The organism is Roseobacter ponti, assembly GCF_012932215.1.
In the GTDB taxonomy this organism is placed as follows: Bacteria; Pseudomonadota; Alphaproteobacteria; order Rhodobacterales; family Rhodobacteraceae; genus Roseobacter; species Roseobacter ponti.
On record NZ_CP048788.1, the window covers coordinates 163685 to 183635 of the forward strand.

Annotated in this window: 19 protein-coding genes; 3 read left to right on the forward strand and 16 right to left on the reverse strand. The window is 61.3% G+C overall.

Going from position 1 to position 19951, the window contains the following annotated elements:
* Positions 1 to 3: 3 nt before the first annotated feature.
* The 15 genes from G3256_RS00790 to G3256_RS00860 all read right to left on the reverse strand — a co-directional run bounded on the left by G3256_RS00790 (position 4) and on the right by G3256_RS00860 (position 14225).
* Positions 4 to 1056: a sugar phosphate isomerase/epimerase family protein gene (locus tag G3256_RS00790; protein ID WP_169639028.1), complete on the reverse strand. Its 1053-nt coding sequence runs from the start codon at positions 1054 to 1056 to the stop codon at positions 4 to 6.
* 30 nt (positions 1057 to 1086) lie between these two features.
* A complete protein-coding gene (locus tag G3256_RS00795; protein WP_206040775.1) occupies positions 1087 to 2142 on the reverse strand; it encodes a LacI family DNA-binding transcriptional regulator in 1056 nt (351 codons plus the stop codon).
* A 12-nt stretch (positions 2143 to 2154) separates the two neighbouring features.
* Positions 2155 to 3786: a dihydroxyacetone kinase subunit DhaK gene (locus G3256_RS00800; protein WP_169639029.1), complete on the reverse strand. Its 1632-nt coding sequence runs from the start codon at positions 3784 to 3786 to the stop codon at positions 2155 to 2157.
* Positions 3787 to 3800: 14 nt separating this feature from the next.
* Positions 3801 to 4796: an ABC transporter ATP-binding protein gene (locus G3256_RS00805; protein WP_169639030.1), complete on the reverse strand. Its 996-nt coding sequence runs from the start codon at positions 4794 to 4796 to the stop codon at positions 3801 to 3803.
* Positions 4789 to 5886 carry an ABC transporter ATP-binding protein gene (locus G3256_RS00810; protein WP_169639031.1) on the reverse strand — a complete coding sequence of 366 codons (1098 nt, stop codon included), beginning with the start codon at positions 5884 to 5886 and terminating at the stop codon, positions 4789 to 4791. Before G3256_RS00810 ends, G3256_RS00805 begins: the two co-directional genes overlap by 8 nt.
* Positions 5879 to 6301, reverse strand: coding sequence for a DUF1801 domain-containing protein (locus tag G3256_RS00815; protein WP_169639032.1), 423 nt, complete (start codon positions 6299 to 6301; stop codon positions 5879 to 5881). Before G3256_RS00815 ends, G3256_RS00810 begins: the two co-directional genes overlap by 8 nt.
* Positions 6298 to 6486 (reverse strand): hypothetical protein, encoded by a 189-nt coding sequence (locus tag G3256_RS00820; RefSeq protein ID WP_169639033.1) that lies wholly within the window; start codon positions 6484 to 6486, stop codon positions 6298 to 6300. Before G3256_RS00820 ends, G3256_RS00815 begins: the two co-directional genes overlap by 4 nt.
* 97 nt (positions 6487 to 6583) lie before the next feature.
* Positions 6584 to 7522, reverse strand: a complete 939-nt coding sequence (locus G3256_RS00825) for a carbohydrate ABC transporter permease (protein WP_169639034.1) — start codon at positions 7520 to 7522, stop codon at positions 6584 to 6586.
* The gene (locus G3256_RS00830; RefSeq protein WP_169639035.1) at positions 7519 to 7668 is read right to left on the reverse strand and encodes a hypothetical protein; all 150 of its coding nucleotides are present in this window, start codon (positions 7666 to 7668) and stop codon (positions 7519 to 7521) included. The genes G3256_RS00825 and G3256_RS00830 overlap by 4 nt, the downstream gene beginning before the upstream one ends.
* A gap of 2 nt (positions 7669 to 7670) precedes the next feature.
* On the reverse strand, positions 7671 to 8618 hold the full coding sequence (locus G3256_RS00835; RefSeq protein WP_169639036.1) for a carbohydrate ABC transporter permease: 948 nt from the start codon (positions 8616 to 8618) through the stop codon (positions 7671 to 7673).
* 93 nt (positions 8619 to 8711) lie between these two features.
* Positions 8712 to 10031 carry an ABC transporter substrate-binding protein gene (locus G3256_RS00840; protein ID WP_169639037.1) on the reverse strand — a complete coding sequence of 440 codons (1320 nt, stop codon included), beginning with the start codon at positions 10029 to 10031 and terminating at the stop codon, positions 8712 to 8714.
* 321 nt (positions 10032 to 10352) lie between these two features.
* Entirely contained in the window at positions 10353 to 10778 is a 426-nt protein-coding gene (gene arfB / locus G3256_RS00845; RefSeq protein ID WP_169639038.1) for an alternative ribosome rescue aminoacyl-tRNA hydrolase ArfB, read from the reverse strand.
* A 328-nt stretch (positions 10779 to 11106) separates the two neighbouring features.
* Positions 11107 to 11727, reverse strand: coding sequence for a queuosine precursor transporter (locus G3256_RS00850; protein WP_169639039.1), 621 nt, complete (start codon positions 11725 to 11727; stop codon positions 11107 to 11109).
* A gap of 201 nt (positions 11728 to 11928) precedes the next feature.
* Entirely contained in the window at positions 11929 to 12861 is a 933-nt protein-coding gene (mepA, locus tag G3256_RS00855) for a penicillin-insensitive murein endopeptidase (protein ID WP_169639040.1), read from the reverse strand.
* Complete coding sequence (locus tag G3256_RS00860; RefSeq protein ID WP_169639041.1) at positions 12858 to 14225, reverse strand: MFS transporter; 1368 nt, start codon at positions 14223 to 14225, stop codon at positions 12858 to 12860. The genes mepA and G3256_RS00860 overlap by 4 nt, the downstream gene beginning before the upstream one ends.
* A gap of 143 nt (positions 14226 to 14368) precedes the next feature.
* Here G3256_RS00860 and G3256_RS00865 point away from each other — a divergent pair, with 143 nt between their 5' ends.
* The 3 genes from G3256_RS00865 to yaaA all read left to right on the forward strand — a co-directional run bounded on the left by G3256_RS00865 (position 14369) and on the right by yaaA (position 17647).
* The gene (locus tag G3256_RS00865) at positions 14369 to 14656 is read left to right on the forward strand and encodes a YggT family protein (protein WP_169639042.1); all 288 of its coding nucleotides are present in this window, start codon (positions 14369 to 14371) and stop codon (positions 14654 to 14656) included.
* 115 nt (positions 14657 to 14771) lie between these two features.
* Positions 14772 to 16814 (forward strand): DNA helicase RecQ, encoded by a 2043-nt coding sequence (recQ, locus tag G3256_RS00870; RefSeq protein ID WP_169639043.1) that lies wholly within the window; start codon positions 14772 to 14774, stop codon positions 16812 to 16814.
* 53 nt (positions 16815 to 16867) lie between these two features.
* Entirely contained in the window at positions 16868 to 17647 is a 780-nt protein-coding gene (yaaA, locus tag G3256_RS00875; RefSeq protein WP_169639044.1) for a peroxide stress protein YaaA, read from the forward strand.
* On the opposite strand, the gene G3256_RS00880 is transcribed toward yaaA, so the two are convergent.
* Positions 17632 to 19881 (reverse strand): response regulator, encoded by a 2250-nt coding sequence (locus tag G3256_RS00880; RefSeq protein ID WP_169639045.1) that lies wholly within the window; start codon positions 19879 to 19881, stop codon positions 17632 to 17634. The genes yaaA and G3256_RS00880 overlap by 16 nt on opposite strands.
* Between the last annotated feature and the right edge of the window lie 70 nt (positions 19882 to 19951).

A 19951-nucleotide genomic window follows, 5' to 3' on the forward strand; every position in this document is an offset into this window, starting at 1 on the left:
GGCTTATATCCCCAGCATTCTGCGGTTTGCGGCCTCATCCGTGCCACCGTCCGCAAAGTCGTCAAAGGCCCGTTCCGTCACCCGGATGATGTGATCGCTGACGAACTGCGCACCCTCGCGTGCGCCGTCCTCAGGGTGTTTGAGGCAGCATTCCCATTCCACGACAGCCCAGCCGTCAAAATCATTCGCGGCCATCTTTGAGAAGACGGCGGCAAAGTCCACCTGCCCGTCGCCAAGACTCCGGAACCTGCCCGCGCGATCCACCCAGGGCTGATAGCCGCCATAGACACCCTGCCTGCCGGTCGGATTAAACTCGGCATCCTTGACGTGGAACATTTTGATCCGGTCTTTGTAGATGTCGATATTGTCGAGATAATCCATGCACTGCAGCACGTAATGCGACGGGTCATAGAGCATGTTACAGCGGCTGTGATTGTCCACGCGCTCAAGGAACATCTCAAAGGTCACGCCGTCGTGCAGATCTTCGCCCGGGTGGATTTCGTAGCAGATATTCACGTCGTTGTCTTCGGCGTGATCAAGGAGCGGCCGCCAGCGTCTGGCGAGCTCATCAAAGGCCGTCTCGACCAGACCTGCGGGCCGTTGCGGCCAGGGGTAGAGGTAGGGCCAGGCGAGCGCGCCGGAGAAGGACACGTGATCCCTGATCCCGAGGTTGGCCGATGCACTGATCGCTTTTTTGACCTGGCTCACGGCCCATTCCTGGCGTGCTTTCGGATTGCCGTGCACCGACGGGTCGGCAAAGCCGTCAAAGCCCGCATCATAGGCCGGGTGCACCGCGACGAGCTGCCCCTGCAGGTGGGTGGAAAGCTCGGTGACCTCGATGCCGTTTTCCGCCGCCTCGCCTTTAAAGGTGTCGCAGTAATCCTTGCTCGTCGCCGCCTTGTCGAGATCGAAGAGCCGCGCGTCCCAGCTGGGTACCTGCACGCCCTTATAGCCGCAACCAGCCGCCCATTTCGTTACCGCGTCCCAGGAATTAAAGGGGGCGTCGTCGCCCGCGAACTGCGCCAGAAACAGCGCTGGTCCTTTGATCGTTTTCATGTGGTTTCCTCCCGTTGAACTGCGCCCGGGTCAGGGCGGCAGGTTGTCTTTCAGATAAATATCGATGCGGATGCGTTCCTGTGCGGTGTCGATCGGGGTGTTGTCCGTGGCGGCCCGCATGATACGGATCGCCGAACGCACGAGGTGGCCTGCGTCCTGGCTGATCACGGCGTCGAATGTGCCCGATCCGAGCGCTGCACGCGAGAGCGGCGTGAGTTCATGTGCGACGATGACCGGCGCGGGATCGGGGGCGCTTTGCTGCAGGTGGCGGATCAGACCGGCGTTGCCCGCCGCAGAGGAATATATGCCAACGATGTCGGGCGTGCGCGCGAGAGCATCAGGCAGCAGGCGTTCAATCAGGTCGGGATCGTCGCGGCCCTCCAGCGAGGCAAGTACAGTGAGGTGCGGAAAGTCGCGCGACATAACTTCGTCAAACCCGAGACGACGTTCCAGATGATCCCGGGCCAGCATCGACCCGGTGAGTACCAGCACGTTGCCGGCCCGTGGCGACAGAAAACGCCCCATCAGCCGCCCCGCTGTGCGCCCCGCCGCAATGTTATCCACGCCGACATATGTGTTGCGGTCCGAACTGGGAATATCGGAGACCAGCGAAACCACGGCCACGCCCGCGCGCCGCAGCCTGCCGATGCTGTCGCGCACAGAGGGGGTTTCCGGGCCAAATACAGCAACCCCGTCCAGCCCGGTTGTATCGACCGAGTTGATCGCCTCCGAGAGCGCCATCGGATCAAAGGCCGGTACCCGGATCAGCGAAATCTGAGTGCGATCCCGCCTGAGACCGAAAGACTGCCCGACGATGTGTTTTTCCAGCAGCGACAGAAACTCATTGTCGGTGGCCGGCAGGATAAAGAGAAAGCGATACACCCGACCGCGGGCCAGATTGGCCGCCGCAGTGTCGCGCACATAGCCCAGATCGGCGATGGCCTTGTTGACCTTTTCGACAGTAATTTTGCGCACGCCCGGGCGCTCGTTCAGAACCCGGTCCACGGTTGCCAGGCTGACCTCGGCCACGCGCGCAATGTCGTTGACCGTAGGTTTCAGCGGGTTATGCGCGCGACCGGCTTTCATGAGCGTGCTGGATTACCCTTTCATAGCGGCAGCGAGGCCCTCAAAAAGGCGCGCGACCGCCTCCGCACCCGGATCGTTGTGGCCGATCAGGTTTTCCTCGGGCACATAGGAGGCACGCCCCGCTTTGGCGCGGCCCATCTTCGCCGTACCATCCGCACCCGTACGGGCAGCTCCGGCCGCCGCATCAATGCCATCGGGCATCGCGGTGAGCGCCGGATGCAGTGCGTCGATCATCGTGCGGTCACCTGTTGCAGCGCCGCCCACTTCGCTGATCCGTTCGAGACCTTTCAGCAGCGCCTCATGGGTCGGATGCCCGTTGGCGCAGGCATCCCCGGTGGCCCCGAAGAATATCGCGAGGATCACACCGGAGGAGCCGCCCATTGTCTGGCTGAGCTCATTGCCAACGGCACGGAAAAGCTGCGTCAGATCGGCCAGCGGCATGCGGTCCATTGACCCGCTGAGCGCCCGGGCGGCGGTGGCGAGCGTACTGCCGGTATCCCCGTCGCCGGATTTTGCATCGAGCTTATTCAGATCATCTTCAGCGGCGATGAGCAGATCACAGCATTGCTCGATCAGGCTGCGGATGCGCGGATTTTCTGACGGTATCGGTTTGATCGGGCTGAGCCCGTCGGGCAGTGGCTTAACCTTGCCCGCACCCAGCGTGTTCATGCCAGGCCAGGCAGCCAGCGGTACGGCCCGCGCGAGACCCACCTCTGTCGCGGCATCCAGTGGCAGAACGGAAACCGAAAATCCGTGCATATCTAGAGAGGTCATCATCGGCGCGGGGCCGATCAACGCTTTGATCCCGGTGGCATGGGTGGAGGTCGCCAGCGCATGGGTCAGCACCGCCATTTCCAGCGGTGTGGTGCCCCCGAGGTTGTTCAGCAGCGCCACACATTCATTTCCATCAATATGCCCGGCAAGCCTGCTCAGAACCATTTCCATGGCTTTCTCGGCGTTCTCGAAATCGACCTGCTGCACACCGGCCTCGCCGTGAATGCCAAGACCAAGCTCGGCCATGCCGGCAGCAATCCGGTCTTCGCGCGCAGAGCCGGGCACGGTGCAGGTATCAAGCGACATGCCGATGGACGCCGTACCGGCCACGACCGCTTCGGCGGCGGCGGAAACAGTGTCGAGGTCTGCACCGTCCTCTGCCAGCGCGCCGGCGATTTTGTGCACGAAAAGGGTGCCGGCGACACCGCGTGCCTGAGGGAGGTCAGGCAGCGCGATGTCGTCGTCCACGATGACCATTGCAACTTTTAAACCATACGCACGCGCACGCTCCGCGGCGAGGCCGAAATTGAGACGGTCTCCGGTGTAATTCTTGACAATCAGGAGGCAACCGGCCTCGCCGGTGACGGCGAGGATGCCCGCGAGGACCGCATCGACAGACGGCGAGGCAAAGACCTCGCCGCAGACCGCCGCCGTCAGCATGCCCTCTCCGACGAACCCTGCGTGGGCGGGCTCGTGCCCGGATCCGCCGCCCGATATCAGTGCCACGCGCGATTTATCCCAGTCACTGCGGCAGACAACCTTTATATGCGGGTATCCGTCGAGCCGGCAGAGCGCGCCGCCGGAGCCGGCGAGCACTCCGTCGATCGCGTCGGTGACCAGGGCGTCTTTGGTATTGATGAACTGTGCCATGGTTGTCTCTCCCTTCAGTAAATGCGGTTGCCGTCGGCGTCGAAACACAGCGGATCGCGTGGTGCGATGCGCACCTGATTGCCGGGCGTGTATCGGGCGTGCGGATCGGCGAGCGTCGTGATGTCGTGCCCGTCGAGGTTCAGATGCAGGCGGGTGTGATCGCCAAGACGTTCGACGCGGCCAACCGTGGCCTCGCGGCCTTCACCCTGGGTGACGTGCTCAGGTCTCAGTCCGATCCGGTGGGCACCGCGCGGCGCAGCGCCAAAAAGATCTCCGGGCAGGATATTGATCCTCGGCAGTCCGAGGCGCGAGGCGACATAAACCGAATTAGGATTCTCGTAGATGTCGCGCGGGGTGCCGAACTGCACAAGTCGTCCCTCGTTCAACACGCCCACATGTGTGGCCATGGTCATTGCCTCGATCTGGTCATGGGTCACGTAAAGGATGGTGGCCCCGAGGCTCGCCTGAATGCGTTTCAGCTCGATCCTGAGGTCTGTGCGCAGCTTGGCATCGAGCGACGAGAGGGGCTCGTCCATGAGGTACACCTGCGGCTCGCGGACGAGCGCGCGACCGATCGACACGCGCTGCATCTCGCCGCCGGAAAGTGCCGTGGCCTTGTTGTCGAGTTTGTGGGCGATCTGAAGGACGTTCGCCACCTCGTTCACTTTGCGGGTGATCTCGTCTTTGGGGGTTTTCAGGATCGGGGATTTCAGCGGGAATTCCAGATTTTCGCGCACGGTGAGGTGCGGATAGAGCGAATACTGCTGGAACACCATCGCCACATCGCGTTGTGCCGGTGTCTCTTCGCGCAGGACGCGGCCGCCGATGCTGATCTCTCCGGCGTCGAGGGTTTCCAGGCCCGAAATCAGCCGCAGCGTGGTGGTTTTGCCAGCACCCGTGGGGCCCAGCAGCACGACAAATGCACCGTCCGGGATCGTCATGTCGATGTCGGCGACACCAACCGTGTCACCAAAGGATTTTGACACGCCTTTCAGAATAACCTCAGCCATGGGCAAGCACCTCGTCGTTCAGTTCCGAGCGCAGGGCGCGGCCGGTGTTTTCCTCAAAGAGCGTCACAGTTGCAGCGTCAAACCCAAGGCCTATCTTCTCGCCAACGCGGGCAGATTTCCCCGCGGGGACACGCGCTTTAAGCTCGCCGTTGGGTGTCGTCATCGTGATGATCTGCGTGGTGCCGAGGTATTCGGTGGCGATGATTTCGCCGCGGTAGTCGCCGCTGTCACTGAGCTCGATATGCTCTGGCCGCACACCGTAAACGAGCCTGCCTGACGCCCCCTGCATCTGGCGCGGAACGCCCAGCTTTCGGCCATCCATCTCGACGCTTTGTGCGCCCTCAGCCACCTGGCCCTCAAAGCTGAGAAAGTTCATCGAGGGTGAGCCGATGAAGTCCGCGACGAACATTGTGGCGGGCATGTCATAGATGTCCTGGGGTTTGCCGAACTGCTCAACCACGGCGTTGTTCATCACCACGATCTTGTCGCCCATCTGCATGGCCTCGAGCTGGTCGTGGGTCACGTAAACAGTCGTCGCACCCATGCGATCATGCAGGGCGCGGAGCTCTTCGGACATGTGCTCGCGGAACTCCGCATCGAGCGCGCCAAGGGGTTCGTCCATCATGAAAGCCTTGGGGTCGCGCACGATGGCGCGGCCCAGGGCCACCCGCTGGCGGTCGCCGCCCGAAAGCCCGCCGACCGGCTTTTTGAGAATGTTTTCAATGCCAAGGATCCGCGCGACCTCGTCGATCTTGGCTTTGACGGCGGCGCGTTTCATGCCCTGGCTGATCAGCGGATAGCTGAGGTTTTTATAGACGTTCATATGCGGATAGAGCGCGAACATCTGGAACACGAAGGCGATATCGCGCTGGGACGGTGGCTTCTGGCTGATCTCTTCACCGTCGAGGTAGATCTCTCCGGATGTGGGCAGCTCAAGCCCCGCGATCATCCGCAGGGTGGTGGTTTTCCCGCAACCCGAGGGGCCGAGCAGCATAAAGAACTCGCCGTCCCCTATGGTGAATGAGCTTTCCTTCACGGCGGTGAAATCGCCGAATTCCTTGCGCACGTTTTTGATAATGATCTCAGCCATGGGTGTTGGTGTTCCTGTGATAGGTGAGCGCCTGCGAAAGGAAGGCGGCAAGGGGGCCTTCGGGCAGGGGTCTGTCTGTCTCCAGCAGAATGCCGCGCGTCCCGTCAAAGTCGAAACCAGTGCCCTGGCGTGCCCGGAAGTCAGACACGAGAGAGGTCTGGCAATGGACATAAACGCCGGCGCGCTCGGGTGTCTTGCGCGGCCAGCCGAGGCGCAGGGTAGTGCCTGTTTTCCGCTTTGTGTTCAGGTAGGCGGGCTGCCCCCATTTCAGGGTCTCGTCGATGGGTCCCGCGTCAAGATCGCAGGCCAGGGTGAGGATCATGTCGCGCACCTGCATGTGGCAGGCGCGGACCGGCGCGGGGTAGCCGTCAAAGACCGGCGCGATGCCGGGGGGGAGGGGGCGTGACGCGGTCATTTCGGAAAGTGGCTCACGACGATGAACATCACGGTTCCGATGAGCGTGGTGATGAAGGAATAAGTATAGGCCCACATCACGAAAGGCTGCATCAGCATGACCACGCCAACCGCGATGATGATGGTGGCCAGCATTTCCCAGGGGCCGCGTTTGAGGCGCATCAGGCCATTGAGAAAACTGCTCATGCTGAAACCTCCTGAAAGGGCTGTGATTTGCGTGCACAACCCGTGCACCTGGTGTGCACCGCGCGGTGCACCGGGACGTTATGTCTGCTCGGGGGCATCATTTGCGGACCGCCCCGAATGTGATCCCGCGCAGCAGGTGTTTGCGCAGTGCCACGGTGAAAATCATCACCGGCAGCAGGAAGATGGTCGCGCCTGCCGCTACGGCGGGCCAGTCGAGGCCGCCCACGCCGATGATCGTGGGGATGAAGGGCGGCGCTGTCTGTGCCGTGCCGGAGGTCAGCAGCACCGCAAAAGCGTATTCGTTCCAGGCGAAGATCAGACAGAAGATCGCGGTGGAGGCGATGCCGGTCGCGGCCTGGGGCAGCACGACTTTGTAGAAAGCCTGGAACCTTGTGTAGCCGTCGATGAGGGCGGCTTCTTCGTATTCGCGTGGGATCTCGTCGATGAAACCTTTGAGAAGCCAGACGGCGAGAGAGATGTTCACTGCGGTATAAAGCAGGATCATGCCAAGGTGTGTGTCCGACAGACCGAGCTGGCGGTACATCAGGAAAATCGGGATGGCCACCGCGATGGGGGGCATCATCCGCGTACTGAGGATGAAGAACAGAAGATCATCCGCCAGCGGAATTTTGAACCTGGAAAAGGCATAGGCCGCGAGCGTGCCCAGAAAGATACTGAGAAAGGTCGAGCCGAAGCCGATGATGACAGAGTTGAGGAACCGTTCGCCAAACTTCGACGGGCCGGCGATGACCATATCGTACTGCCGCACGATGTCTTCATACCAGGTCTCGGGCGGGTTGGCGGCCAGGAACTCATCGGTCTGGCGCGTGCGGGTGGTAAAGAGGTTCACGTAGCCTTCAAGCGTTGGCTCGAAAAAGACCTTTGGCGGATAGCTGATGGCATCGGCGGGCGATTTGAACCCGGTGAGCATGATCCAGGCGAGCGGGATCATCGTAATCAGCGCGTAGGTGATGACCAGTGTACCGGCAAACCATTTAGACCGTTTGCTGGGTTCGGTGACGGAGAAGCTGCTCATTCTGTGGTCTCCGGTCCGGTGGTCTGTTGCGCATCGTCTACCGGGGGTTTTTGTCCGGGTGCGGCATTGAGGTTGACGGGCCCTGACGGGCTAATGCGGGCGATAAGCGGGGAGGCTGCTTGTCTTGTCTGAATGGTGATTTTCATGATCAGCGCTCCTTCACCCTGTTGAGGGCTTTGACGTAGATCGAGGCCAGGCCGAAGACGGTCACAAAAAGGATGATCGCATAGGCTGAGGCATAGCCGGTGCGCCATTTCTCGAAGGCCTCGCGTTTGAGGTTGATTGAGGTGAGCTCGGTCGTCGAGCCGGGCCCGCCGCCGGTGAGCTGCACCACCAGATCGAACATCTTGAAATTCTCGATGCCGCGGAAAAGCACCGCAAGCATCAGGAAGGGCAGCACCATGGGGATGGTGATGGTGAAGAACTGTCTGAGTTTTGAGGCGCGGTCGATCTCGGCGGCTTCGTATATGTAGTCCGGGATGGAGCGGAGCCCGGCAAGACAGATCAGCATCACGAAAGGCGTCCACATCCAGGTGTCCACAATGACGATCGACCAGGGGGCGAGATCTACGGAGCCCAGCATTTCAAAGCTCGACGGATCCTTGCCGGTGAAGAAGGCCACGATGTAATTGAAGAGGCCGATCTGTGGCTGGTAGAGGAATTTCCAGAAGTTGCCGACCACCGCGGGGCTGAGCATCATCGGCAGCACAATGATCGTGGTCCACAGATCGTTGCCTTTGAATTTGCGGTTGATGAGCCAGGCGAGCGTAAATCCGATCAGCACCTGGAAGAAAATCGTCCAGAACAGAAAATGTGCCGTGGCCTGCATGTTGAGCCAGATGTCGGTGTCGGTGAGGATGCGCTCGTAATTGCGCAGGCCGACGTATTCGACCTCGCGGTTCAGGCGGTTGGCGCGAAAGTTGGTGAAGCTGAGATTGATCGTCCAGATCAGCGGAAAGATGTTGATCGCCAGCAGCAGGAAAATCGTGGGCGCCACGAAGATCCAGGCGATGGCCCTGTCGCTCAGGCCTTTGATCTTGCGGGCCATGACGGGGGGCGTGGCCTCGGCCGCGCGGGTGATGGGAGTGTCGGACATTTAAACGCAGCTTTCCGGTGGCAGGGCGGGGGGCCGCCTTGCCGGTTCAGGAGAGAGCCAGGGTGAGGCGCATGCCCCACCCTGAAGTGATTTTCAGAGTTTGCCTTCGTCTTCGAAGGTTTCTGTCCAGTCCTCGATCAGCTTATCGAGCGCTTCCTGTGCGGTGCCCTGATCGGCGACCACATAGTCATGGACGCGTTTCTGCATGGCCAGCAGCAGTTCGGCATAGGCCGGCTCCTGCCAGAAATCCTGCACCGCACCCATGGCTTCGAGGAAGTCACCGGCAAATGGTGCGCTGTCCACGAATTCAGGGCTTTCCAGCACGGCTTTATGCGCGGAATAGCCGCCCAGATCCCACCATTTCTGCTGTACCTCGGGGTTGGCGAACCACTTGATATACTCAAGTGCTGCGTCCTGTTTATCGGAGTAAGCAACGACCGAGATGCCCTGACCGCCCAGCGTGGAGCCCGCCTGGTTCTGGGGCGGGTTCACGAAGAAGTCGATCTTTTCGCCGCCGGTGTTGGGGTCTGCATAGAGCCCGGGGAAGAAGGCGAACCAGTTCATCGCCATCGCCACCTGGCCCGATTTGAAGGCATCGAGGCTCTCACCCATATAGCTGTTCGTATAGCCCGGAGGTGTCGCTGTTTCATAGAACTCTTTATAGAATTCAAGCGCTTCCACAGCTTCGGGTGAGTTTACAGCACCTTCCATGTCGTATTCGCCGGGTGTGTTTTCGTACTTGAACCCCCAGGGGTAAAGCGCCGAAGTGACACCCATTGTGATGCCTTCAGAGCCACGCTCTGTGAAGATGGCGGCACCGTACACCGTCTGTCCGTCAATCTCGCGACCCTGGAAGAACTGTGCTGTTTCGAGCAGCTCTTTCTGAGTTGTCGGTTCTGCCAGATCACGGCCAGTGGCCTCTTTGAAGGCGGCTTTGATGTCGTCGCGCGCGAACCAGTCTTTGCGGTAGAACCAGCCGTTGGCGTCGCCCATGGCAGGCAGCGCGTAGTAGTTCGGCGTGCCCTTCGGCCACGTGGAATAGGCATAGACCGTCGCATCAGCGAAGTCGCCCATGGAGATGCTTTCGGCGTCAAAGAAATCGTTGAGTTTCACGTAGTGGCCGTTTTCCGCGCCGCCGCCGATCCACTGGCTGTCGCCGATGAGCAGATCGCAGAGTTTGCCGCCTGAGTTCAGCTCATTGAGCATGCGGTCGGCGAAATTGGGCCAGGGGATAAATTCAAAGCTCATGGTGTGGCCGGATTCCGCTTCGAACTCCTTGGAAAGCTCGACGAGGGCGTTGGCCGGATCCCATGCAGCCCAGCACAATGTGAGTTCTTCGGCCTGAGCGGCACTGCTCATGCCCGCGGCTGCGAGGCTGAGTGCGCTGACCGTGGTCAGTTTCGAAAATTTCATGTGATTCCTCCCTATGTGTCATGCCCGACCGCTTGATGACGATTCGGTGGCTGACTGCTCCGAGGCTAATTGAGGGGCGTACCTCATGTCGATGATTTTTTTGAGGGACGTACCTCAGAAACGCTTAAACTGCTGTTTTACCGGGAATGTTTCTTTTCCGAGCGCTGAACGCAGGACCGTCATCTGAGAGTGGTGATCAGGGCGAAGGCAGGCGGGGAATCAGTCTTCATGCGTTTTAGGGGCGGCATGATGTTTCCGGCAGGAGGCTGATTATCGGGCCACCTCGTGCAGAGATGCCAGGGGTGTGTGCCCGTGTTGTGATCAGACGTCGCCGTCGCGCACATTGCCGCGCAGAGCTTTGACCTCGCCGCGGGCCTTTTTCGCCTTCAGGCGGCGTTTTTTCGACCCTAACGTGGGCTTTGTGGGGATGCGCCGTTTGGGTGGTACGAGGGCTTTGCGGATGAGATCGGCCAGGCGGTCGCGCACGATGTCGCGGTTGCGGGCCTGGCTGCGGGTCTCGTCGCATTGCAGCACCAACGCGCCTTCGGTGGTCCAGCGGCGTCCGGCGAGGCGGCGCAGACGGTTTTTCACCGGTTGCGCCAGATTGGGCGAGCGTGCGGCCTCGAAGCGGAGTTCGACGGCGGAGGAGACCTTGTTCACATTCTGACCACCGGGCCCGGAGGAGCGGATGAAGTTCTCCGTCAGCTCCCAGTCCTCAATGGCGATGTCTTTGTTGATCCTCAGCATGGGATGCCTTTTGCCACGAAATACGCAGACGAAAAAGGGCCGCACGGGATGCGTGCGGCCCAATCGAATGGTTTACGGAGGTGGGGTCGGTTAGACGACCGTCCACTTCGGGGTTCTGCCCACCAAGGGCTGCCTCAGCAGGCGACCTCCAAAGCTGTTCCGACACCTCTCTCCAATACCGTTCTTGACACTGGATCACCTCCTTTACCTATCTGTTAAAACCACCTGAATCGTCGCACAGCAAATCGCATTCGCCAAGCACTTTTTTAAAGATCCGCCATCGGGGCGACGGTGTCTGATTATTTCGCAGGCAGACCCGGCAGAGTGCTCAGGATGCAGGTGCAAGGCGCGCGGTCAGAGCCCGGAACGGTATCAGGGCAATGAGCGCCAGCGCCAGTTTCACGCCCCAGTCGGCCACGGCGAGCGACACCCAGAGCGGTGCCATCGGGCCCACGCCCAGCAGGGGCAGGACTTCGCCGGCCCAGGACACATCATTGCCCGGCTCGAGGAATGTGAGGCCAGCGGAGAAGGCGATGGTGAAAAAGAGGGCGGTGTCCACCGTGCTGCCGATGATGGTAGAGGCCAGCGGCGCGCGCCACCAGGCGCCGTTCCGGAGTGCGGAAAAGATCGCCACATCAAGGAGTTGCGCGGTCAGAAACGCGATAGCGGATCCGACGGCGATGCGCAGGGTCACCAGAGGCCCGAACTCGCCCGTAATCTGTGTGCCGATGAGAGAGCAGATAACGCCCACGACGAAGCCCGCGAGCACAACGCGCCGGGCGGCCTGCGCGCCATAGACGCGGTTCATAATGTCAGTGACCAGAAAGGCCAGCGGATAGGTGAAGGCCCCCCATGTCAGCCAGTTCCCGAAGAGGAACTGCACGAGGATATTGGAGGCCACCACGATGGCGGCCATGGCAATGATGCCGGGGATGTAAGCGCGGTTCATGGGTTTGTTTTTCCGTTTTGACAAGGGTGCGGCACTTGGTCCGCGCTGTGGCGGACGGGCGGTCTTTAGGCTGCATCGTCCCGGGGCGCAAGTCACTCTTCGCGAAAGGGCCCGGCACGACAGGACGCCGGCAGGGGCACTCTGCCGGCCGGAGCCTGCAGCTTTCACCTGACGGTTATGCCGGCCCGGACGTCCGGCAGATCAGCGCGCGGTCAGCACCTGAGCGCACTGCGCCGGAAGATCCGCGACGCGCAGTTCACGGCGGGGTTTCGGGGCCGGGGCATTGGGGTCGGGCGGTGGCGGGTTGAGGATGTTGTTCACCCAGGCCTGGGCATCCGCGCAGCCATCGCCCGCAGGCGGTGGCGTCTGGTTCACGCAGCCCTGCGCGCCTCTCGGGCAGGCGAGACGGACGTGAAAGTGATAGTGATGCCCGTACCAGGGCCGCACTTTATTAAGCCATGAGCGGTCCCCTTTGGCGTCTTTGCACATCTGCACCTTGGCCCCTGGGAAGATGAAAATCCGTGCGACGCGCGGATCTGAGGCGGCGGCTTTGACGATCTGGTGATGCGCGGGCGTCCAGTTGTCGTTGACGAAGGCACCCTTGTTGCGGCGCATGGAGACAGACGAGATATTCTCGCGCTGGCTGGCGGAAAGCGACAGGTTGTCGGCACGTCGCAGCCAGATGTCAGCATCAAGACCGATCTGGTGGCTGCGGTGGCCCGAGAGCATCGGCCCGCCGCGCGGCTGGCTCAGATCGCCCACATAGATGCCGTTCCAGCCAGGTTGCCGGGCGGCGGCGCGGCTGAGGTCTTCGACGAAATCCACGGTCTCGGGATGGCCCCAGTTGCGGTTGCGCGACAGGCGCATCGCCTGCCAGGTCGGGCCGGTTTCAGCAAGCTGTGCGGCACCTGCCACGCAGCCTTTGGCGTAGCTGCCATAGGGTGCGGGGGCCTGCCCGGAACCGTCTGTTTTGGCACCGAAGACCGATTTGGCGACCTTTTGCGCGTCGGCGGACCCCGAGGTGCCGATGGTGGGCAGCGGTCCGGCAGGGGCTGTGTTTGTCGCAGGTTGCGAGCAGGCCGCCAGGATAAGGCAGGCGGCAGAAATCAGTGTTATCATTCGGGGCAGTGTCATCGGACGCGGTCTCCCTTTGGATGGACCCAGATCAGCACGAAAAGGGACAGAATGAAAAGCCCGATGAGCGGAGAGATGCCCATGCGCGCGCTTTCAGTGAGGGTGGTGACAATTGAGATCAGCGCAGGCGCCAGAAAGGCCGTGGCCTTGCCCGACAGCGCGAAAAGGCCAAAGGCCTCGGTGGGGCGGTCGGGGTTGGTATGGCGCACCATCATTGAGCGGGAGGCAGCATAAAGCGCACCACCAGCCCCGCCAATGGCCGCGCCGCAGATGTAAAAGAGTACATCCGGCAGGGCGGAGCCGGGAGCGAGGGCCTGACCGAAGAAGGCCTCGCGTGACATGCCCACGATGATGCAGCAGACGATGATGAGGATGAAAATACAGACCCTGATGACAGGTTTAGGGCCGAATTTTGCGTCAAAGCGCCCGCCGATCCATGTGGCGATGGCGGCGGTCACCGCGCCGAGGATACCAAAGAGCGCGATGTTGGTGAGCGACCAGTCGAGTACCAGGCGCGCATAGACGCCGCCAAAGCCGTAAAGCGCGTTGAGCGCGTCGCGGTAAAGCATCGATGAGCCGAGATAGGCCGCGAGGCTGGGGCGTTTCAGGACCTGCGCCAGTGACGCTCTGAGATCTGTCATCGCTTCGGTAAAGCCGCCCTGTTTCACGACGGGGGCAGGTTCGCGGACCCAGAGGAAATAGGGGATCATGAAGAACACGAACCACAGCGCGATAAACGGGCCGACAAAGCGGGTGCCCTCGCTTTGCGCAGGGTTGAGCCCGAAGGCAGGGGCGAGGCCGATGAGCGTTGTGCCCGCCTCCGGGTTGGCCTCAAAGAAAAAGAGCAGCATGACGAAAAGCGAGACCACACCGCCCCAGTAACCGAGGGCCGCACCCGTGCCGCTGATCTGCCCGATGGTGTCCTCGTCGCCGAGGCCAGGGAGCTGTGCATTGACGAAAATCAGCGCGAACTCGGCGGCCACGAAGCCGATGGCGAAAGCCACAAGGCAGAACCACAGGCCCGAGCCGTCGGGCATCAGGTACCACATCGCCGCAGCCGCGATCACATAGATCACCGAAAAGGCGACGATCCAGGGCATGCGTTTGCCGGTGCTGTCGGCATAGGCCCCGATGACCGGCCCCAGAAGGCCGATGGTCAGGCCGGCGACGAGCTGCGCGTTGGCCCAGACCGACTGCGCGCGCGCGTCCGCGGCTTTTTCCGCCATGCCGCCGGTGGCGAAGAAATCCGTGGCGACACCCGCAAAATAGGGGCCGAAGATGAAGGTCAGCCCGAGCGTGTAGAAGGGCTGCGCCGCCCAGTCGAAGGCGAACCACCCCCAGATACGCTTTTTCTGTGCTGTCATGGCTGCCCGCCTTTTATCGTTATCTTAAGCTAAAGCAGCCACAACCCGTTGACGCAAGAAGTGCTTTGGCCCGCGGGCGGCGGGGCCTTGCCCTTTGGGGCGGGCCTGCTTAACTGAGTGCAGAGATCAAAAGAGGGCAAACGATGCAGTCGCTTTTCGAAATTCTGATGCTTTTGCTCAATGTGCTTTGGTTTTTCATCATCGCGCATGTGATCATGAGCTGGCTGATCAACTTTCAGGTGCTCAATACGCAGCAACAGCTGGTGGCGCAGATCTGGTATGGTCTGAACCGGCTGCTGGAGCCGATTTACGGGCCGGTGCGCCGGATTCTGCCGCCGATGGGCGGGATTGATCTGGCGCCCCTCGCGGTCCTGATCGCGGTGGCGGCTCTGCGGATCATCCTTGTCAACAATTACGCGGCTTTCGTCTGATCTCTGTGCCTGCCGGGGCGTTTAATTATCTCTGCGGGGCTGCGAGGTCTTGTTCAGACAATCTTAGTATGTGAGTCTGCATCAAAAGAGCAGATAAACAGACAGGATTTTCCGCATGACCGGCGCTGCCACGCTGTTACGTGATGTCTTTGGCTTTGACGCCTTTCGCCCCGGTCAGGAAGAGATCGTCGATGCGGTGACCGCAGGCGAGAACGTGCTCGCGATCATGCCCACAGGTGGCGGTAAATCCCTTTGCTTTCAGTTGCCTGCACTGATGCGGGAGGGGGTGACGGTGGTCATCTCGCCGCTGATTGCGCTGATGCGCGATCAGGTGCGTGCGCTGCAGGAGGCGGGCGTCTGCGCCGGGGCGCTGACCTCGGGCAATACGCCTGAGGAAACGGACGCGGTTTTCGAGGCGCTGGAAGCGGGGCGTTTGCGGCTGCTTTACATGGCGCCGGAACGCTTGGCATCGGGGGCTGCGGGTCTTCTGCGCCGTGCGGGCGTGTCTCTGATCGCGGTCGATGAGGCGCATTGCGTGAGCCAGTGGGGGCATGATTTCCGGCCCGATTATCTGCGCATCGGCGCGCTCCGGCGCGACCTTGGCGTGCCGCTGGCCGCTTTCACGGCGACGGCTGACGCCGAAACCCGTGTGGAAATTACCGAAAAGCTTTTTGGCGGAGAGCAGCCCCGCGCGTTCCTGCACGGGTTTGACCGCCCGAACATCCATCTCGCTTTTGCTGCAAAGAACGGGCCCCGTCAGCAGATCCTGGCCTTTGCCGATGCGCGGCGCGGGCAGTCGGGCATCGTCTACTGCGGCACCCGCGCCAAGACAGAAGGGCTGGCCGGCGCGCTGCGTGAGGCGGGCCACACCGCGCTGCATTATCACGGCGGGATGGACGCGGAAGACCGGCGCATCGCCGAGCGGCGGTTTCAGCAGGAAGACGGGCTGATCGTGGTGGCGACTGTCGCCTTTGGCATGGGCGTTGATAAACCGGACATCCGATGGGTCGCCCATGCGGATCTGCCCAAATCGATCGAGGCCTATTATCAGGAGATCGGGCGGGCCGGGCGCGATGGTGCACCGGCGGAGACGCTGACGCTTTTTGGTCCGGAGGATATCCGCCTGCGCCGGTCGCAGATTGACGAGGGTCTTGCGCCGCCGGAACGCCGCGCGGCTGATCACGCGCGGCTCAACGCGCTGCTTGGTCTGGCTGAGGCACTGAAATGCCGGCGCGAAACCCTGCTGGGCTATTTCGGCGAGGCTGAGGTGACCTGTGGCAGCTGTGATCTGTGTGACACGCCGCCCGATGTGTTCGACGCCACCGTTGCCGTGCGCAAGGCGCTGTCGGCGATTTTGCGCACTGAGGAATGGTTTGGTGCAGGCCATCTCATTGATATTCTTCTTGGAAACAGGACTGAAAAGGTGCTGCAGCGCGGGCATGACCAGCTTCCCACATTCGGCGTCGGCACGGAATATGACAAACGGCAGTGGCAGACGATTTTCCGCCAGATGATGGGGCACGACCTGCTGCGCCCTGACCCCGACCGCCACGGCGCGTTACGGATGACGGATGCGGCGCTGCCGGTGCTGCGCGATCAGGCGACAATTTCGTTGCGCCGTGACAGTGTTCGTGCGGCGGCGAACACGCGCCGTCCGGCGGTCAAAGCGATGGTCTCCGATGAGGACGCGCCGCTCCTGTCGGCGCTCAAGGCGAAACGGCGCGCCCTGGCCGAGGCGGCGCGGCTGCCGGCCTATATCATTTTCAACGACCGCACTCTGATCGAAATGGCTGAAAAACGCCCGGCGACGCTGGATGATATGGCCGGGATCGGCGGTGTGGGTGCCAAGAAACTCGACAAATACGGTGATGCGTTTCTGGAAGTGATTGCCGGCGAGGCGCCGCAGGTCCATCCGCGACGTCGCGATCTGGCGGGCAAAGCGGCGGGCACGGTCTATGACCGGCTGCTCGCGGTTCAGGCGGATCTTGCACGCGGTACGGAAGGTCATGACAAACCGCTGAGTTGTTCCGCATCGCTGCTGGCAAAAGTCGCGCAGATGCATGCGGCCGATGTGCGCACGCTGGAAAAACTTCTGGGTGAGCGACGCGCTGAGAGATTTGGCCCCGCATTTCTGGACGTCCTGCGGGAGGCGGGCTAAGTCACCTGCTGAGTGCGGGCGGGTTCCGCGACAGATATTCGGGGAAGTGATTTATGCTGGTGGTGATTTCGCCTGCCAAGAGGCTCGACTGGGACGCAACAGACCGGGCGGGGACCGAACCGGCGTTTCAGGAAGATGCGTTGCGTCTTGTACGGACGGCGCGGAACCTGACGCTGGGCAACCTGCGTGATCTGATGAACCTGAGCGATGATCTGGCGCGACTGAACCGCGACAGGTTCCGCGCCTTTGAAGCCGAGCCTCCGACCGGGGCCACGCGGCCCGCAGCCTTTGCCTTTGCGGGCGACACGTATCAGGGACTGGAAGCCCCGAGCCTTGATGATGATGAAATTGCCTGGGCGCAGGACCATCTGCGGATCCTCTCCGGCCTTTACGGGGTGTTGAGACCGCTCGACGCGATCCAGCCTTACCGTCTGGAAATGGGCAGCCGGCTGAAAACCCGCCGGGGGGCGAACCTGTATGAATACTGGCGCGACAGTCTTTCGAAGGCTCTGAACGCGCAGGCAGAAGCGCTTGGCACGGACCTTCTGGTGAACTGCGCCAGCCAGGAATATTTCGGCGCCGTGGCACCCAGGGCGCTGAAACTGCGGGTGATCACGCCGGCCTTTATGGAAGACAGGGGTGATGGCAAGGGGCCCGGAATGGTCAGCTTCTTTGCGAAAAAAGCCCGTGGCGCGATGGCGCGTTACGTCATTCAGAACCGGCTGAACCGGGCTGAGGATCTGCTTTCTTTTGATACCGGCGGCTATGCTTATCAGCCGGAGATGTCGGAGCCGGACAGGCCGGTCTTTTTACGTCCCTATCCGGCGGCCTGATCAGGTTCGTCGACCGGAGCCCGCACCCCGTCGGGGCAATGGGCGAGAATACGGGAAATAATCGCAGGTTTGCGCAGTGGTTTCGTCATGTAGTGATCCAGCCCGGCGTCGAGGATTTCTTTCTCATCGCCGGCCATCGCATGGGCCGTCAGGGCGACAATCGGCACGCGCTCTCCTGTTTCCTCTTCCATTCCCCGGATCTGCCGGGCGGCCTCTTTTCCGTCGAGCCGGGGCATTGAGATATCCATAAAGATCAGGTCGGGACGGAACTCCTTCCACATGTCGACCGCCTCCTGTCCGTCGCAGGCAAACTTCAGATCAATGTTTAGCGATTTCAGCATTTTGGAGAAAACGAGGCGGTTTGTCCTGTTGTCTTCTGCTGCAAGGATGCGCATGAGCCCGGTGCCGGTTTTATCCCCGGCATCCCGCTGTTCCGGAACGGACTGCGCGGGGTTGTCAGGGGCCGCGCGATGGCGGAACCCGGGGATCGGGGTAACCTCCCGGGCGACACGCGCTTCGGCCTCACAAAGCCACCGGATCAGATCCGCGCGCAGAAACGGGCGCTGCATGATCGTGTCGACGGCGTCCCGGTCTGCATTGCGCCGCGCCAGCCCGGCGTTCCCACAGAGCAGCAGAACGGGTGTGTGGTGACCTGCATCTCTGAGCGCGCGCGCGACTTCGAAACCGTCAGAGATACCGTCGGTGTGATCGGCTATGACCAGACTGATATCGGCCTGCATTGCGGCCTGCGCTGATCCGGCATCTTCGCCCATGGTGACTTTGAGGCCGGTTTCTTCGAGGTGACGGCGGATGATATCCCGCCCGGCCCAGTCCCGTCCCGTGACGAGGACATGCTGAAGCGTCGCAGGCAGGTCCGCAGCCGGCAGAATGGCCGGACCGTCCGTGGCCATGCGCAGATCGAACCCGAAGCACGAGCCGACGCCCTCCTGAGACGTCAGCCAGACTTTTCCGCCCATCATGCTGATCAGCCGCTGGGTAATCGCGAGGCCCAGACCGGTGCCGTCAAACTGCCGGTTCCGTTCATTTTCCACCTGGTTGAACTCACCAAAGACGTGGTCGATGAGCTCTTCGGGAATGCCGATGCCGGTGTCTTCGACGGTGATGGTCAGATCAAGAGCCGCGTCATCCGGGGTCGGTGTTCCCTTCACGCGCACCAGAACGTGACCTGAGCTGGTAAATTTGACGGCGTTGCCCAGCAGATTTGTCAGCACCTGACGAATGCGTCCGGGATCACCCACGACACGGGATGCAATCTCCATCTGATAATCAACACAAAGCCGAAGCCCCTTTTCCTGCGCCGACGTCTGCAGGAGGGTCATGACGTCATGCACCGCATTCTCCAGATCAAACGGTTCGGGATGCAGGTCCAGCCTCTCGGCCTCGATCTTTGAATAATCGAGCACGTCGTTGATGATCACCAGCAGGGCCTCGCCCGAGCGTTTGATCGTCTCGACATAGAGCTGCTGCTCTTCGCTCAGATCGCCCTCTGCCAGCAGATCCGCCATGCCGACAACGCCGTTCATCGGCGTACGCAGTTCGTGGCTCATATTGGCGAGGAAGGTCGATTTTGCACGGTTGGCGCTTTCGGCACTGTGACGGGCAGATTTCAGCTTTTTCTCGTAGGCAACAGTCTCTGTGATGTTCAGGCCGAGCGAGATAATGTCGCCGTCCGGTCCGCGCTGATCAAGCATTTTGATGTACTGACCGTTCCACAACCGGATCACCTGGGGGGCCGGGTCCGGCGACTGTACACGGTCAATCATCAGCTGCCGCCAGGCGACGGGCGAGAGGTCACCGGTGTTTACAATTCCCTCATCCGTCAGCACCTGGAGGATGGTGACATAGCTGACCCCGGGTCGGATTTCCTCAAGCCTGTCAAAGACCGCCAGATAGGACGGATTGGCCATGATCAGCTCGAGGTCAGGCGAGAAAAAGGCGAAGCCGTCCTTGATGGTGCCGATCGAATGCCACAGGCGTCTTTCGACCCGTTCGATTTTTTCCTGTGCGGCTGTAAGGTCGGATTTTACCCGCTGGTTTTCGTCCCGCACGGTGGCAACTTCGGCGCGGGTTTCGACAATCTGATCCGACAGGTTTCGCGCGTGTTGTCCGAGTTTCCTGTTGGCGGCAAAGAGCTCTGCCTGCTTGAGCTCAAGCAGGCGTTCCGCGGCAAGCCGGCGGCGTCTTTCCTCTGCCATTTTGTTGGCCAGGCTCATCGCGCAACATACATTCGTTAAACCACCGGTTTTGTGGTCAATATTGCGGATTTCGGTGAATATCCTCTTA